This is a genomic window from Neorhizobium galegae (assembly GCF_017877135.1).
GTDB lineage: Bacteria > Pseudomonadota > Alphaproteobacteria > Rhizobiales > Rhizobiaceae > Neorhizobium > Neorhizobium galegae_A.
On the sequence record NZ_JAGIPH010000001.1, the window covers coordinates 958,017 to 974,946 of the forward strand.

Sequence of the window (16,930 nt, forward strand, 5' to 3'; positions counted from 1 at the left end):
GATTAGCCTCCCACCGCCAGAAGGGCTTTCATCATCTCGTCAATGGTGCTGACGAGCTTGGTGGCGGCCTTGTAGGATTGTTCGATATCGAGCAGCAGCGACAGTTCCTCGTCGAGGCTGACGGCCGTTTCGCTGGAATAGGCCTGCAGGGCGCGCGTCTTCATGGCGCTCTTGCTTTCGTCGGCCGAGGATGCGCTGCTGCGCAGGCTTTCGAGCCAGCCGGTGGAATCCGAGGCAAAGGACATGACGTCGAGACTGCCGTCGAGACCGCTTGCGGGGTCGAAGGGCTGCGGCGTCTGCAGCGCCTGGGAATAGCTGTCAAGCAGCGTCGAGAAGCCGGCGGCCCCTTGCGTGTTGACCACATAGCTTGCGCCATTCATGCCGCCATCGCGCAAAAGCTGCGGGCTGGCCTTGACGGCGGCATTGATGGAAATGCTGCCGGCAAGCCCCGGAACCAGGGTGCCGGAGGCCGGCACGCTGTCATCGACGCCATTGGTGAACAGGCCGGCCTTGGCGGCCAGCGACCCGGTCGGGCCGGTTTCGGCAAAGGCAACGATCAGGCCGCGCGCCACTTCATCGAGCTGGCTCTGGAAGGTCGGCGCGATGTCGTCGCGAATCTGCAACAGCGCCTGCAGCGAACCGTCTGCATCCGTATCGGAGCCGGTGCCGGCCTTCATCGCGACGCCATCGATATAGATCGCGTTGCCTGTGGTGGCTGCGGTATAAGTGGCCGTGGCCGCGAAGGAAACCGTGCGCGGGACCTTCTCGAAGAGCGTCGTGCCGTCGGTGGTATAGATGGCCACATCGCCGCCGGGACGCGACACGGTGGAGATGCCGACGATTTCTGAAATCTGCTTCAGCAGGGTTTCGCGTGTGTCGAGCGCGTTGCTGGGATCGGCGTTCGATACGGTTGCCCGCATCACATCGGTATTGGCGGACTCGAACTGCTTGAGCAGGCCGTTCAGCGTGTCGACCTGGCTCTTGATCTGCGAGTCCGCACGGGTGCGGATCGCCTGTACTTCCTTGGAGGCATTGTTCAGCGTGTCGGCCACATCCTGCGCGGACGAGACGGCCGTCGAGGCAAGCGTTGCCTCGTTCGGCTTTGCCGAATAGGCATCGAGGTTGGACAGAAGCTTGGAAAGCCTGGCGCTCGGCGAGGTGTCATAGTCGTTGTTGCCGAGCAGGCCGCGAATTTCCTGAAGGCCCGACAGCAGCGTCGACTGACCGCTCGCAAGCGAGGTGCTTGCGATGGTCTGGCGCAGCAGCGTCTGGTTCTGCGACCGCTCGGTGCCGGCCACGAGCGCGCCATTGCCGGCAGTAACCAACACTGCAGAACGCCGGACATAATTGGCGTTCTGCGCATTGGAAATGTTCGTCGACGTCACCGAGGTTTGCGTCCCGGTGTTGTTGAAGATCGACTGCGCGGTGGACAGTGCGGTGGAAAGCGACATGTGACTAACCTTTTTCGGACGTTACGCGCGATTACCTCTTGAGGTTGACCAGCGTTTCCAGAAGTTCGGAACCGGTCTGGAAGACCTTCGAATTGGCCGTGTAGTTACGCTGGGCCTGGATCATCTCGGTCAGTTCCTCGCCGATATCGACGTTGGAATCTTCCAGTGCCCCCGACAGGATCTCGCCGTAGCCGCTGCTGCCGGCATAGCCCATGACGATCACGCCGGAATCATTGCTCTGCGTGTAGACATTGCCGGCTGCCGGATTGAGGTTGTTGGGGCTCTGCACCATGGCCATGGCAATGCGGTAGGAGGGAATGGACTGCCCGTTCTTGTAGAGAATGGAGACGATGCCATCCTTGCCGATCTCGATCTTGTCGACCGAGCTTGCGCCCTGGCCGTTGATATTGCCGGTGATCGAGTAGTCGGCGCCCTTCTGCGAAATGTTTGCCACATCGATGGTGAGGCCACTCAGCGTTGCGCCGGCGATCGACTGGCTCGTCGTGGTGACGGTGGTCGGGCTCAGCAACTGCCCGGTGCTATTGAACGAAAGCTCGTAGCCGGTGCCGTTGCCGTTGGAGGAGCCGATGACGGAGGAGACACCGGTGCCGCTCGCCAGACCGCTCAGGCTGACGGTGAGCGCACCGAGCAGGCCGTTTGCCGTCGTCGTCATGGTGGCGGCGCTGGTCAGCACGCCGGCGGCGTCGAAGGTGAGCGACGAGGTGCCGATCGACGTCGTGCCGTCAAGCACTTCCAGGTCCCAGCCGGCCGCCGTCTTGGTGTAGTTGTAGTTCAGCGTATGGGCAGCGCCCGCGCTGTCATAGGCGACCGACTTGGTGGAATAGGTCGCACCCGTGGCAGCCGCGGCATAGAGATTGCCGGTAACGGCCGCCGTCGTCGATCCGGATGGCACCTGGCCGGTGACCGAGATGCCGTTATACTGGATGTCGAGCGTCCAGGAGTTTTCCGAGGCCTTGGTGTAGACGAGGTCGAGGGTTCTGGAATTGCCCTGCGAGTCATAGGCGACGAGCGAGGATTTCTTCGTGTAGCCGACCGCTTCATTGCCCGGCAGGTTGCCGGAGACGGAGCCTGCGCTCGAGGGGGTGGACTTCAGTCCGCCGGCAGCGACATTGATCTCGGTCAGGCCTTCGAAGCCGTTGATGACGATCGTCGGATCTTCGGTCGAGGAATAGGGATAGCCCATCAGCGTGAAGCCGGCCGCGTTCTGCAGCGAGCCGTTGTCCTGGATCTCGAAATTGCCGGCGCGCGTCAGGTAGTCTGCGCCATCGCTGCCCTTGACGATGAAGAAGCCCTCGCCATTGATGGCAAGATCGGTCGAGGAGGTCGTGTAGGAGAACGATCCCTGATCGTTGATCGAGTAGCGAACCGTGGTGTTCACGCCGCCCGAATTGTAGGAGCCGTTCGACGACGGCAGGATCATCGATGAAAACTGCGTCGACGACTTCTTGTAGCCGACCGTGCTCGAATTGGCGATGTTGTCGGATACGGTCCCCAGGAGGTTCGCCTGGGCGTTCATTCCCGACACCCCGGTCCGCATCGTTCCGTAAAGACTCATATCAAAATCCCCGTATTGCCTATGGTGTGGACACTAGATGACGGGCCTTGCGTGAAGCTGTCTGTTCTCACCTTTTGAGCGGCAGCTCGTCGCGCGGCCTGCCGGAGTGTTGCTGAGGGCTTTCATAAGCCAGACAAAATACAACCCCGGAAACCGACGTCGATTTCCGGGGTCATATATGGCTAATCACGGATGAAGAGGGGCCGGCGTGCCGGTGGAACTGTCTCAGTTCCAGTCGATGCAGTAGCCGAGGAAGCGTTTGGAATCGACCGGGTCGAAACCGAGCTTCTTGCGCAGTTTCTTGCGCAGCTTGCTGATGTGGCTTTCCACGACGTTTTCTTCGACTTCCTCGTCGAAGATGCCATAGATCGCGTTGAAGATCTGGGTCTTGGAAACGCGACGGCCACGGTTGGCGACCAGATATTCCAGGATGCGGCGCTCGCGGCGCGGCAAGGGGAAGATGTCGCCTTCGATTTCCGGATCGCGACCATCGGAAAACACCCGGATGGGGCCGATGTCGGTGAAATTGGAGATCGCCTTCAGGCGGCGGCGGATGGCCGCTGCCCGTGCCAGGATCTCGCGTGGGTGAACCGGCTTGCGCACCACATCGTCGACGCCGCTGTCAAAGAGGGCAAGCGTTGCTTCCAGCGAATGCTGATCGCTGACCGCAATCACCGGCGCCATCGAACGATCGCGGATGGCCCGCGGCAGTTCGAGCGAGCGCCCGGTCTGGCCGATCAGGAAAGCTTCCACGGCGTCAAGATCCGTGTCTGCCGCCGTTGCGACCCATTCCCCGAATTCCTTCGGATCAAACCCTGTCGAGGGAACTCCCTCGCGTCCAAACAGTGAGGTGTAACCCTCTTTAACAAGCTCACGCTCATCAACCACTACGATCATTCGTCCGCCTCCGAATCAGTGTGGTGCCTCGATGGAGTATGGGTACGAATCGTACGAATCTTGGACAACTACACGAAGTTAACTATGGTAATTAATAGTTGCTTAACCCTTATGTCGCGATTTGACCCATATTTAGTGGTTTGCCGTGTGGAAAAACACAATTCGCCGGTGGAAAAGTTAACGTCACATAAAGTTGCGCTTGCCCTGCCTCGTTTTGGTCCAACTCACGGCAGGAATCGGCCAGCGTTCTTTTTGATCGGCGATATCAATTCAAGGTTGTACTCAACCGCAAAATTGCGACGCCGTCGGCGTCCATTTTCCGTAGCCGGTGGCCACCAGATTGGCGATGACACGGCAGACATATTGCTTCTGGGCCGGATCATTGTTGGGGCCGGCATGGTAGCGGGCTACCGCCATGGTCCAGGTCTCGTGCCGGTCATGGAGATTGCGCAGGAATTTTGCCGCATATTCCACGTTGGTTTTCGGGTCGAACATGGCCCGCATGGAGGCAAAATTCTCGCCGTGGAAGTGATGGTTGATCTGCATGCAGCCGATGTCGATGAGCACCTTGCCCTCGCCGCGCGCCGCCTTGAAGGCTTCAAAGGCGGCCATCGGCGTTTCTGGAAACAGCGCCTTGCCCTCGATATTCAGCGCCCAGGGGTAAAGGCTGCCCTTGCGGCCGGTCTCGGTGAGACCGACCGAATAGAGGATGCCCTCGGGAATGCCGTATTTGGCTGCAGCCGCCTGGATTTCCGTCTCACAGGCGCCAGGAGAGACGGCAAGCGCCTCAGAGGTAAAGAAGGTCAGGCCGAGCGCGGTCAGCGCCAGTATCCGTCTGAGGGTCATTCTCGATCATTCCTGAAGTGCTGCTGCCCGGCTGGCCGGACGACTGGGCCTGCTGGTCACGGCCTGAGCCGCCTTCGCGGCCGGGGCCGGAACCGGCCGCCTGCTGGCCAAGATCCTGGGGCTGTGCCGATACGTCCGTCGCGGCGGCCGGCGCCACCGTGACCGTCACCTGGTCGACGGAGAAGCCCTGGGCGCGCAGCGCGTCGAGGATGCCGCTCGTATCCTGCGTCAGCTGTTTGTGGGCTGCCCGGTTCTCCACCGTCAGCTGGACATTCAGCGTGTCGCCGACGAGCTTCAGCGTCGCCGTGACGGTGCCGAGATCGATCGGCGTCATCTGCAGCTTCAGCGTATTGACGACATTGCCGGTGCTCGTCTGGGAGGCCGCGTTGGAGAGTGCCGATCCGGGCTGCATGGCGCTTGCCCATTCCGGATCACCCGACATTGCTGCCGTGAGCGCTGCACCGTTGATCGACTGGCCAAAGCCGAGGAACCGGCGGGAATCGAGTACCGAGATGGTTTCGGCAGCGCCATTGGAGGCGGCCTTCGTCTCGAACGTGGCAGTGCCGTCCCGGCCCGTGCCGATCACCATGTCCATGCTGGCGCCCTTGCCGCGCGCCGAGGCAAAGCGGAAGGTCCGCTCGTCCATGGCAGCGCCGGAGGCACCGTCATCGTTCGGCAGGACAACCTTCTGGCCTTCGCCGGAAAGGGCCGACAGCGCATCCGACTTTGCCGTGGCAGCCGCCACGCGCTCGCCTTTGCCGTCGTCGCCCGCCCGCGTGCCCTTCACCGCGGCACCGGCCTGGCGAAGCGCTGTCAGAGCTTCGCCTGCGCCACCAGTCGTGCCGGGGCCCGCCAGAAGCGTCAGCATCGAGGCAAGCGTGTCGCCGGTCGAGGCTTTGGCCTCGCCTTGCGTCTCTTGCGCCCCCGCTGCGTCGTCACGCGCGTCGCTCGCCGTTTTCTCAAGATCCTTCAGGCTCTTTCCGCCACGGGCCGCCTTGCCGGAAGCTGTCGCTTCGACGGTTGCCTTGCCCTGCGTCTCACCGGTGTCGGCGGATGCCTTTTCGGCGTCGATCGACGTGCGCAGTCTGGACTGCAGGGTTTCGCCGGCGCCCGCCGGCAGGCGCGAGCGGGCAAGCGCTGCGGGGCTGAGGTCCAGTCGCGATTTGGCCGCCCCCTGCTCCTCGCCCGCGGTCTCGCCGTCCGCAGGATGTGCGGAATTTTCCTCCCCGCCGGCGCGCGCGCTTGGCTGGCGCCCACCCTGATCCAGACTGTCCAGCGCCGAGCCGAAGCCGCCTTCGGCGCCCTCCCCCCGGCCGCTGCCGGACATTTTGGACGCAGATGCGGCATCGACGGCCGGAGCCCTCGCAGAAACGTCAACAGCAACCATGCTTCAATTCTCCCCCTTCAACAGGTCGTCGATGGCATCAAGCGTCGAACGGCCCCTGTCGACATAGGTCTGAAAAGCTGGATCGAGCTTCGGAGCGCTGCCACCCGGCGTCTTGCCCGGTGCTGCGGCCTTTCCGGCCCGTTCATCGCCGGAGACGGCGGAAACGGTCTCCCCGCTGATGTCGTTTTGAATATTAGCGTCTTCGTCTTGTCTGAAGCTTTCGGCAACAGGCGGGCGCAGAACCTCTTCGGCCACCCGCTGGGCGGCAGCGCGCAGCGCCTTGTCCTGAGGGCTCAGCCTGGCGTCCGGAATATCGGCAAGCGCCTTGGAGGCATCCTCCACCTTGCCGTTCGGAAGCTTGGCAGCGCCGCTGTAGAGACCGGCCACGGCGCGGTCTCCCTCGGAAATGGCGACGCCACGCGCGCCCGCCTCGCCGGACGCGAACTGCGCAAGCTTTGCCTTGCCATCGATGGTCGCCTGGCGCGCAATGCGCAGGTAGATCTCGCGGGCCCGGTCGTCATCCATCCGCTCCAGCGCATTGCGGACATCCTCGTCCGACAGCGCGCCGTAATGGGACACGACGAGGCGCACGAAAAGATCGGCGAACTGGCTGGCATAGGGTGAAAAGACGAACCGGCGCGCATACTGGCGCGAATAGGTCAGCGCCTTGTCCACCATGCCCAGTTCGACGGTAATGGCGATGGAGCGGCGCAAAGCCGCCTCCTCGATAATCGTTCCCGGCGCCGTCAGCCGCGCCCAGTCGTAGAAGGCGAGCGCGTTTTGCGGGGTCTTCGTCACCGTGACATTGCCGGCAATCAGCGCCAGATAAGGACCGATCCGCTGGCCGCGATATTCCGGCACCATCTTTTCCATGCCGCCGGCAATCATCGAGCCCTTGCCGGCCAGATATTTGCGCAGCGCATCGGCCACGCGCGTATCGAAATTGCCCCCCACATCCTTGGAGACCAGAAATTCGAGCGTCGCCGGATTGCCGCCGCTCATGGCATAGATCAGCACGGCATCGACATTGCGCGGGTCGTCAAAGACCGTTGGATCGGCGGTGCGCAGGGCACGATCGATGGTCGACAGCATGAAGCGCTGCATCTCGGCGGCCGAATGGTCGCCCATCACCACCGTATCCTGCAGGAACTGCAGGGAGCGCAGCATCTGGTAGGGCTGAAGGCCATCGACCGCCTGCTGCGCCAGAGCGCCATGCGGCAGGCCTGCCAGAAGGAAGGCTGCCGCCAGACGTCTCATCGATGCCCCGTGCTTGCCCATGATCAGCCCTTGCCGTCCTGAAGCAGGATCTCGATGCGCCGGTTCTGGTCGGCCATCGGATCGTCAGGCACCTGCGGGCGCCGGTCTGCGAAGCCGGAAATCTGCTTGACGCGCGTCTCTTCAAGCCCACCCTTGACCAACATGAAATAGGCGCTGTGGGCGCGCGCCGACGACAGGCGCCAGTTGTCGTTCTGCGGATCGCGGAAGGGCCGCGCGTCGGTATGGCCGCGGATCACCACCTCACCCGGCCGGCCTTTCAGCAGCCCACCGATCTTTTCCATCGCCAGCACCATTTCGCGGCGCGGCACGGCAGAGCCGAGATTGAACATCGGCGTCTGGCTCTGGTCCGACAGCGTCACCAGAACGCCGCCTTCGGCCGGTGTGACGATCAGTCCCTCGGCAAGCTTGCCGGAGACGCCTGCGATCTGGTTCTCGATGGCCTGGCGCAGCTCGTCGGCCTGCTTCTGCCGGTTGGCAGCGGTCGGCGCTTCGGTGCCCTTCTGATCCGGCTGGAGCGTCGACGGATCGGGCCGCGGCTGGGGAATGGCCGCGGCAAGCTGCGCTTCGGTGAGCTGCTGGGCTGTATCCGCACCGGCCTTCTGGGACGCGGCGGCGGATGATTTTGCCACCTGCGGCAGATCGTCGGGCACGGCCATGTCCGAGACGGTGGCAGTGGATGCGGCAGGCGGCGGCGTCGACGGGGTCTCCTGCGGGGCGGCTTTCGCCTCCACGGTCGGCGCCTTTTCGGCCGGCGCCTTCTGCTGGCCGTCGGCGCGCGTCACCTGGATCTGCTTGGTCCAGAAATCCGGATCGAAGGGATCGCGGAAGGCCTCGCCGCCATCTGCGCCGGTGGCGGGACCGGAATTGCTCGCGCCGCCCTCGCCCTTGGCGCTGACATTGGCCTGCTGGCCGACTTCCTGGGCGATTTCGGCCAGAACCGAATAGGGGTTTTCGAAGAAATCGGCTTCCGAATAATTCGCCTCGTCGCCGGAGCGGGAGGTCTGGTCGTCGCCGGTTGCCGCAGCCGAACCGATCTTGTCGGCGTCCGCCTTCACCTTCGAGCGCTCCTTCTTTTCCTGGCCCTCCGAGGTCTCGACCGGTTTCGACAGGCCCTTCTTGGCCGGCGTCTCGTCCGACAGCTTGATCGGGTTGAAATAGCTTGCGACCGACGCCTTGGTTTCCTCGTTGGAGGCATTGACCAGCCACATCACCAGGAAGAAGGCCATCATTGCGGTCATGAAGTCGGCATAGGCGATCTTCCAGGCGCCGCCATGGGCACCGCCATGACCGCCGCCATGCTTCTTGACGATGATGATTTCGTTCTTGCCGTGGTGGTGGTTCTGTTCACTCATCCCAACACCTTCTTCAGGCTGGCCGCCCAGGCGGACATACGCGTCACGAGAACAGCCTCATCAATATCAACGGAAATATCGAGATCCGGCGCCTCGACATGGCGAAGCTGCGGAGCATCTTCGCCGAGCGCCTGTTTCAAAAGATTAAACATCGGCTCCGGGCCGTGGACGGAGAGGCTTGCGGCCGCATTTGCGCCAAGCGCCTGACGGATCATCAGCGCCAGGTCCTCGACGGCCTTTTGCGTAAGCACCTCGGTCATCACTGGCGCAAGCACCTGCGCCACCTGGTCACAAAGGCCAAGCGACAGGGTTTCGACCGTGGTGCGGAAACTTGTTTCGATACGGGCTGCCGCCTGTTCTTCAAGCTGAAGGCGAAGCGCGGCAATCTCGTCTGCATGGCGTGCGGCGCTTTCTGCGCGCTCGCTCTCCCAGAGCGCCATGATCTCGGCTCGGCCGGCCTCCTCGCCCTCGGCGCGTGCGATAGCCCTTTCCGCCTCCACGTCGACGGCAGGTTCGCTTGGGGCAGGATCGAAGGAAAACGGGCTGTCGTCCTCCTCTTCGATCAGGCTTGGCATCACCGGCACGCTCACCGGCGCGCCGAAATCCTTGAGATAGCGTGCAAGCGGCGCCGTCATGCGCGCGTCTCCGCGTGTCTGTGGAAGGATCGAAAATTCGCCAAGGCGATCATGACACTGTCCCGATTGAGTCCCGATGCACGAGGCCTGTCATAAGACAAAGAACGTGAATATATTGGGCGCGTGAATATACGGAAACTTTAGGCCGCCAAACTTGCGCGAGGATGAAGATGCCGGGCAACGACAGGCGGTCGCAACCCGGCACGGTGTTTTGACAAAGGCTGTTGCCGCGCCGGAACGCTTACTGCTTGAACAGCTGGAGAATGTTCTGGGCGTTGGTATTGGCAATCGACAGCGCCTGGATGCCGAGCTGCTGCTGCGTCTGCAACGCCTTGAGGCGGGTCGATTCCTCGTTCATGTCGGCATCTACCAGGCGCCCGACACCCTTGTCGATCACGTCGAGAAGGGTCGACACGAACTCATCCTGCATGTTGATGCGGCTGGTGATGGCGCCGAGGGTGGCGGCCGAATCCGTCAGCTCCTGCATCATCGCCTCGACGGCCTTCAGCATGCCGGCCAGATCATCGCTCGTGGTCGTGTTGTCGAGCGAGATTTCAGCACCGGTGCCCATCAGGGTGGAACCGGCGTTCAGCAGGTAGTAATTGGCGACCGTCGTGCCAGCCGTGCCGTTCGGCTGGGTGACCGACCAGTCCTTGGTCAGCACGCCGCGACCGGCGCTGTGGGTATCGATCATCACCGAGCCGGCTGCGTCATAGGCAAGCGTCGTCAGAGACACGGCGCCGTCGGCCGCGCGGTTGAACGAGGCAACGATGTTTTTCACCGATGCACCGGTGGTCGCGGTGTTGTACAGCCAGTTTTCGCCGGAGAACGAGGCCGATTCCGCAATCGAGGCCAGCTGGTTCTTCAGCTCGGTCAGTTCCTTGTTGATCTTCGTCTTGTCGACGCCGGGCTCGGATGCGGCGACGATCTTGCTCTTGATCTCGTCGACGACGGAGATCGCCGATTCAAGACCCGTATAGGCCGTGTCGGTCTTTGCAGCGCCAAGGCCCAAGGCGTCCTGAACGGTGCCGAGCGCCTTGTTGTCGGAACGCATGGTGGTGGCAATCGACCAGTAGGCGGCATTGTCTGCTGCCGTTTCCACGCGGTAGCCGGATGAAATCCGGTTCTGCACCGTTTCCATGTCTTTGTTGATCGAACGAAGCGTCTGGAGCGCAGCCATTGCGCCGGTGTTGGTGATGATGCTGGTCATGGAGGAGTGCCCCTGGCGTTTCTAAAGGGACATACCGGAGGCTTGGCCGGTAACGCGCGATCAGCATCATGCTCGCTGCCTGGGCTTGCGGCCACAGTCAGCTCGGCGTTCTTGAAGCGGGAGCGCTGGTGCGGGAAAGGCACGCAACGCCCGTGTCTTGACGCCTATTAGAGATGTCGAAACCTGTGCGAGGCTGGATTGGGCGGCCCAGAACGCAAAAAGGCCGCGAGAGGGGCGCGGCCTTGATGAAAGCTTTGAAAGGATCCGGAAGGCTCCTTTGACGTCCGGTCTTACTTGAAGAGCGACAGGATGTTCTGCGAGCTAGAGTTGGCGATCGAAAGCGCCTGGATGCCGAGCTGCTGCTGCGTCTGGAGTGCCTTGAGGCGGGTCGACTCTTCGTTCATGTCAGCGTCGACCAGCTTGCCGATGCCCTTGTCGAACGAGTCTCGCAGATCGGCGACGAAGGTGGTCTGCATGTCGATGCGGCTGTTCAGAGCGCCGACGTCAGCGGCCGCATCCGTCATGCCCTGGAGAACCTTGTCGACAGCCTTCAGGGCTTCCGTGAGGTCGTCGGTGGTAACGTCGAGCGTCAGAACCGAGAAGCTCGTCGTTGCGGTCGAGCCGGAGGCGTTCGTGTACTCGATGTTGGAGGACAGGAGGCCCTTGCCGACGGAGGTGACGTAGGAGCCGGAGGAGTCGACTTCGATCAGCGAGGAGTTGGACGTGTCGTACTGCAGCGTCGTCAGGCTGACATTGCCGGAATTGTCGCGGTTGAACGAACCGACGATCGACTGCGTGCCGGTGCCGGCAGACGCGGTGTGGTAGACCCAGTTTTCGCCGGAGAACGAAGCCGACTTGGAGATCGACAGGAGCTGGTCCTGCAGCTGGTCGATTTCCTTCTGGATCTTGGCCTTGTCAACGCCAGGCTCCGAAGCCGCGGTGATCTTCGCCTTGATTTCATCGACGACCTTGATCGAGGATTCAAGCGCCGTATAGGCGACATCGGTGGTGGCAGCGCCAAGGCCAAGCGCATCCTGAACGGTGCCGAGAGCCTTGTTGTCGGAGCGCATCGTGGTCGCAATCGACCAGTAGGCGGCGTTGTCGGCAGCGTTTTCGATCTTGTAACCCGAGGAGATACGGTTCTGCGTCGTATCCATGTCGCTGTTGATCGAACGGAGAGTGGAGAGAGCTGCAAGTGCAGCTGTGTTGGTCAGAATGCTCGTCATTTGAAAGTGCCCCTATGTGCGGACGAAAAAATCAGGGACATTCCGGTTTCTCTCCGGCAAGGGGTGATACGCTTCATGCTCGTCTCAGCTTTTCCGTGAAAGCGTGACGCACCGCTTGAGTGACTTCAGTTAACCTTACTGTGGTTAACGAAGCGTAAAGCGGATCGGTTAAATCCATTAATCCGTCAGCACATTAGCAACCATAGCCGCAAGGCGGAGATTTTTTGAAGGGGACGGGCGCCGGTTTAAAACGCAAATCGCGCCCCTTGCGGGGCGCGATCCGGTTTCGACGATCCTTGTTAAACGACGAGCGATTAACGGAAGAGCGACAGGATGTTCTGCGAGCTGGAATTGGCGATCGAAAGCGCCTGGATGCCGAGCTGCTGCTGCGTCTGGAGTGCCTTGAGGCGGGTCGACTCTTCGTTCATGTCGGCGTCAACCAGCTTGCCAACGCCCTTGTCGAAGGAGTCCTTCAGGTCGGCGACGAAGGTGGTCTGCATGTCGATGCGGCTGTTCAGAGCGCCGACGTCTGCTGCTGCATCCGTCATGTTCTGGAGAACCTTGTCGACAGCCTTCAGGGCTTCCGTCAGGTCAGCGCTGCTGACGTCGAGGGAGAGGACCGAGAAGCTCGTCGTTGCGGTCGAGCCGGATGCGTTCGTGTACTCGATGTTCGAGGACAGAAGGCCCTTGCCGACGGAGGTGACGTAGGAGCCGGAGGAGTCGACTTCGATCAGCGAGGAGTTGGACGTGTCGTACTGCAGCGTCGTCAGGCTGACATTGCCGGAATTGTCGCGGTTGAACGAACCGACGATCGACTGCGTGCCGGTGCCGGCAGACGCGGTGTGGTAGACCCAGTTCTGGCCGGAGAACGAAGCCGACTTGGAGATCGAAACCAGCTGGTCCTGCAGCTGCTTGATTTCCTTCTGGATCTTTGCCTTGTCAACGCCAGGCTCGGAAGCCGCCGTGACCTTTGCCTTGATTTCGTCCACGACCTTGATCGAGGATTCAAGCGCCGTATAGGCGACATCGGTGGTGGCAGCGCCAAGGCCAAGAGCATCCTGAACGGTGCCGAGGGCCTTCGTGTCCGAACGCATCGTGGTCGCAATCGACCAGTAGGCAGCGTTGTCGGCAGCGGTTTCGACCTTGTAGCCCGACGAGATGCGGTTCTGCGTGGATTCCATGTCGCTGTTGATCGAGCGCAGGGTCGCCAGTGCAGCTGTTGCACCGTTATTCGTGAGAATGCTGGTCATGGTTAAATCTAGTCCCTTGTTTGACGGAATACTGTTGGGGGACATACCGGGCTATGAGTACCGGTGATGACGTCTGGCTTCATGCCCACTCGGTTCCGGATCTTCTGGAAAACCAAACCCGTCATGTGAGGATGACAGTCGCAGACAATCATTGCAGATGTCTTAAGTGGCTATGGACAATTGCAGCTATCGCGGCATTGATTCGTCAACTGTGAGCCCCCACCGGTTTCAGGCAAGCTTGGCTCTTTAGGAACGGTAAACCGAGCGTGGATCCTTCGCGTCCGCGATCAATGATCGGCAACCCAATCCGGAGCCTGGATGTTGAGCCCGCAGACCCTGTTTTCCGATGCTTCCAAGAGCTTTCACCGTGGCCACTTCACCGAGGCGCTGACCTCGCTGAACAAGCTTCTGGACCACTCCAAGGATGCCAAGACCTATTCGCTTCTGGCCCGCACGCTTGTCGCGCTCGGCTTTCGCGAGGACGCCGCGCGCACCTATGTGCTGGCCGCAGAACTCGGTGGCTCGCGCGCCGAGGACCATTATGCCGAGGCCATGAAGATCTATTTCGATCTCGGCCACGACGACCTTGCCTTGAGCCTTGGCCGCCCGCTCCTGCAGCGTGCCCAGAAGGACCCGGAGCTTGCCTTCATCATCACCTCGCTGTTCATGAAGCGCGGTGAAAAGGACATGGTGCGGGTCTTCCTGCCCGCCCTGTCGATGAGCGAGAATTCGCAGCACAACAGCCTCGCCTTCCTGCTTCTGACCGGGACGCCGGAAAACGACCGCGACCGCGAGTCGGTCGCCAATCTCCTGTCGCGCATGCCCAACAGCCTGATCCTGATCATGGCGCATCTGGTGGCCCAGCGCGAGGTCAACAACTATGTCGAAATGGAGCGCCTGCAGCCGCGGCTGGAGCGCATCGCCAGCAATGATCGCCGGCTTCTGGGCGTGGAGACGCCCTTCTACAACCTGCATTGGCTGACCGACGAGGCGATGAACAAGCTCGTCAGCCACAAGGCGGACGCCTTTCCGGCAAGCCACCCGCAGGAGCGGCTGACCATGCCCCATATCTGGGGCCAGAAGATCCGCATCGGCTACCTGTCGTCGGACTTCTGGAGCCAGCATGCGACGATGAAGCTGTTTCGCGCCGTTCTTGCCGCCCATGATCCGGACCGCTTCGAGGTGACGCTGTTCTGCTACACCGACCCCATCCACCTGGAGCACGACACCGGCCGCGAAAACTGGGGCCGTATCGTCAATGTGCGGGACCTGAGCTATCCGGCGACCGCCCAGGTCATCCGCGACCACAATATCGATATCCTCGTCGAGATGAAGGGCCACACCCGCGGCGGCCGGCCGGGCATCCTGAACTTCAAGGCAGCGCCGGTGCAGGTCGCCTGGCTCGGCTTTCCCGGCACGACGGTCAATATCGACCTCGACTACATCATCGGCGACCATTACGTGCTGCCGGATGCCTCCAAGCCGCATTACTGGGAAAAGTTCTGCCGCCTGCCGGAAACCTACCAGCCGAACGATCCCTATGAGCGGCCGCGCCGCGACCTGTTTACCCGCGCCGATGCCAATCTGCCGGACGATGCCTTCGTCTTCGGCTCGTTCAACGCGACGCGCAAGATCTCGCTTGCCAATATCAACCTGTGGATCAAGCTCCTCAAGGCGACGCCGAAGAGCGTGTTGTGGATCATGTGCAAGTCGAACGACAGCCGCGACAACATCCTGCGCAAGCTGACGACGGCCGGCATCGAGACCAGGCGCATCGTCTTCACCAAGGTCGTTTCCTACGAGGAACATCTGGCGCGCCTGTCGCTCGCCGATGTCGGCCTCGACACCTATCCCTATAACGGCCACACCACCACCTCCGAGCAGCTGTGGGCCGGGCTTCCGGTGCTGACGATGAAGGGCCAGCACTTTGCCTCGCGCGTCTCGGAAAGCCTGCTCAACGCCATCGGCGTGCCGGAACTGATCGCCAAGGATGAAGCCGATTACCTGAAGCGGGCCGTTGAACTTTACGAAAACCCGCAGGAGGTGAAGGCACTGCGGGCACGGCTGGAGGAGAACCGGCTGGTGAAGCCGCTCTTCGATGCCGAACGCTTCTGCCGTCACCTCGAAACCGCCTATGAGATGATGGCCGATCGCGCCCGCCAGAAGCTTGCGCCGGACCATCTGGACGTGCCGGCCCTTCCGCCCCGCACCGCACCTTTCCTCATCGAGGGGGCATGAGACTGTAACCGGGCGGGCCTGCCACCGCCCTTCCCTCGTTGAAAAGCTCTCCGGCCCGCGCCGGGGAGCTTTTTTCGTTGCGGCTCCCTCATCCGTTTTGACAGGCAAGGAACCGTCGGGCCCCAAAAAAAATGGCACCGCCGGCGGGCGATGCCATGTGTCATGTCCTGGGAGAAGAGGACGCTCGACTGCGGCCCCAAAAATGTCAGGCAAACTGCGCCATGTAGTGGCGCAGTTCGAACACGCCGTCACCGGCCGGCGCCTGGGCTGCAAATTCCGGCTGCATCACCAGCCAGGATTGCGGGCCCTGATGGCTTGGCGACGGCTGACGCACGATGTTCGGCTTCAGCGCGTCGGGGATCATCTGCAGCGCCTCGTTGGTGATGATCGGATCGACCACGACGGGCCCGCCGCTGTAGCCGGAGGCTTCCGTCAGTGCCGTGACGATCGCCGCCAGCGTGCAGATCTGGTCATAGGCTTCCTTCGTGGCCGGCGACGGATGATAGGCCGACATGCGGTGATACATGATGTAAGCTTCCGGCCAGTTGCGGAACACCATGTGCAGGCGCAGCGCCACCGATTTGCGCACCAGCATGAACTGCACGAAGCGCTCGTGGAAGTTCAGGCGTTCGGCATTGCTGAGGCGGCTGGAGATCTTGGCATGGGAGGCGAGATATTCGAGCCCGCCGAGATAGGTATCCCACTGGAACATGCATTCCTTCTTGCCCTGCTGCACGTCACCATCGGCGGCAACCCCCGTCACGCGCGCAAAGGGCGCCGGCAGGAACAGCACGTCCGCCTTGCCGAGCGCGCGCGTCGTAAAAAGGAAGGCCCAGAAGATGAAGGGCGCAAGGCTCGAGATCGTCTGGTCAAGGATCTCGCGGCGGATGATGAGGAATTCCGGGAAGACATGGTGCGTCAACAGGAAATCCAGCATCTGCTGGTGCTGGTCCTTGGCGAAGCGCGTCGGGCCTGGAATGTAATAGAAGGGCTGCATGTCGGTGCCGCCGGTCTTTTCGTTGACCAGCATCCACGGCGCCTGGATCATGCCGAGCGCCGGATCGGCCTCCAGCATGGCGAGATATTCGGCCACCTTTTCCGGGATCAGCAGGTCGTCATCGCCGAGGAACAGCGCGTATTTTCCGCGCGCCCGCTGCATGGCGAAGGCATAGTTGCTGAGAAAGCCGGAATTCTTCACCCGCCGGTGGTGGGAAATTTCCGGGATGCCGGCAAGCTGTTCCAGATATTCGTTCGTCCCGTCGGTGGAGCGGTCATCGACGATAACCATTTCGAACGGAATGCCCATCCGGCGGAAGGCCTCCAGGTGGAATTTGACATTGCGTTCCAGCATCGGCCGGCGGTTGTAGGTGGGAACGCAGATCGACAGAAGCGGGTTGTGCTTGAGCATGAACATCTCCTCGTAACCGTGGCGGACGTCTCGGCACGGTATTCTGAACACCAGCCCTTACGCCCTGTTGCTTTCGCGAGGCTGATGATGCGCCGGCATTTGCCGATCCCTTGACCGGTCCAGCCCTGGGCAAGCTTGAAGGCGCAGGATCGTCTTCTGATCTGCGGCCTCTCGTG

The 16,930-nt window shown here is 61.8% G+C and carries 13 protein-coding genes; 1 reads left to right on the forward strand and 12 read right to left on the reverse strand.

Annotated elements, in window-relative coordinates:
• Positions 1-2: 2 nt before the first annotated feature.
• From flgK to J2858_RS04765, 11 genes are all read right to left on the reverse strand, one after another.
• Positions 3-1,451 (reverse strand): flagellar hook-associated protein FlgK, encoded by a 1,449-nt coding sequence (gene flgK / locus J2858_RS04715; RefSeq protein WP_210103551.1) that lies wholly within the window; start codon positions 1,449-1,451, stop codon positions 3-5.
• A 31-nt stretch (positions 1,452-1,482) separates the two neighbouring features.
• Positions 1,483-3,027 (reverse strand): flagellar hook protein FlgE, encoded by a 1,545-nt coding sequence (locus J2858_RS04720; RefSeq protein WP_348635446.1) that lies wholly within the window; start codon positions 3,025-3,027, stop codon positions 1,483-1,485.
• Between the two features lie 225 nt (positions 3,028-3,252).
• Positions 3,253-3,924, reverse strand: a complete 672-nt coding sequence (gene rem, locus J2858_RS04725; protein ID WP_210103553.1) for a transcriptional activator Rem — start codon at positions 3,922-3,924, stop codon at positions 3,253-3,255.
• A gap of 282 nt (positions 3,925-4,206) precedes the next feature.
• A complete protein-coding gene (locus J2858_RS04730; RefSeq protein ID WP_210103554.1) occupies positions 4,207-4,770 on the reverse strand; it encodes a transglycosylase SLT domain-containing protein in 564 nt (187 codons plus the stop codon).
• A complete protein-coding gene (locus J2858_RS04735) occupies positions 4,712-6,157 on the reverse strand; it encodes a flagellar hook-length control protein FliK (protein ID WP_210103555.1) in 1,446 nt (481 codons plus the stop codon). The genes J2858_RS04730 and J2858_RS04735 overlap by 59 nt, the downstream gene beginning before the upstream one ends.
• Positions 6,158-6,160: 3 nt before the next feature.
• Complete coding sequence (gene motC / locus J2858_RS04740; protein WP_210103556.1) at positions 6,161-7,414, reverse strand: chemotaxis protein MotC; 1,254 nt, start codon at positions 7,412-7,414, stop codon at positions 6,161-6,163.
• 23 nt (positions 7,415-7,437) lie between these two features.
• Positions 7,438-8,787 carry a MotB family protein gene (locus tag J2858_RS04745; protein ID WP_210103557.1) on the reverse strand — a complete coding sequence of 450 codons (1,350 nt, stop codon included), beginning with the start codon at positions 8,785-8,787 and terminating at the stop codon, positions 7,438-7,440.
• On the reverse strand, positions 8,784-9,422 hold the full coding sequence (locus tag J2858_RS04750) for a hypothetical protein (RefSeq protein ID WP_210103558.1): 639 nt from the start codon (positions 9,420-9,422) through the stop codon (positions 8,784-8,786). The genes J2858_RS04745 and J2858_RS04750 overlap by 4 nt, the downstream gene beginning before the upstream one ends.
• 241 nt (positions 9,423-9,663) lie before the next feature.
• Complete coding sequence (locus J2858_RS04755; RefSeq protein ID WP_210103559.1) at positions 9,664-10,632, reverse strand: flagellin; 969 nt, start codon at positions 10,630-10,632, stop codon at positions 9,664-9,666.
• Positions 10,633-10,922: 290 nt separating this feature from the next.
• On the reverse strand, positions 10,923-11,858 hold the full coding sequence (locus J2858_RS04760; RefSeq protein ID WP_210103560.1) for a flagellin: 936 nt from the start codon (positions 11,856-11,858) through the stop codon (positions 10,923-10,925).
• A gap of 314 nt (positions 11,859-12,172) precedes the next feature.
• The gene (locus J2858_RS04765; protein WP_210103561.1) at positions 12,173-13,108 is read right to left on the reverse strand and encodes a flagellin; all 936 of its coding nucleotides are present in this window, start codon (positions 13,106-13,108) and stop codon (positions 12,173-12,175) included.
• A gap of 318 nt (positions 13,109-13,426) precedes the next feature.
• Between J2858_RS04765 and J2858_RS04770 the strand changes: the two genes are divergently transcribed.
• Positions 13,427-15,346, forward strand: a complete 1,920-nt coding sequence (locus tag J2858_RS04770) for a glycosyl transferase (RefSeq protein ID WP_210103562.1) — start codon at positions 13,427-13,429, stop codon at positions 15,344-15,346.
• A 205-nt stretch (positions 15,347-15,551) separates the two neighbouring features.
• Here the strand turns inward: J2858_RS04770 and J2858_RS04775 are convergent, their stop codons facing one another.
• Positions 15,552-16,754: a glycosyltransferase family 2 protein gene (locus J2858_RS04775; RefSeq protein ID WP_210103563.1), complete on the reverse strand. Its 1,203-nt coding sequence runs from the start codon at positions 16,752-16,754 to the stop codon at positions 15,552-15,554.
• Positions 16,755-16,930 lie beyond the last annotated feature (176 nt).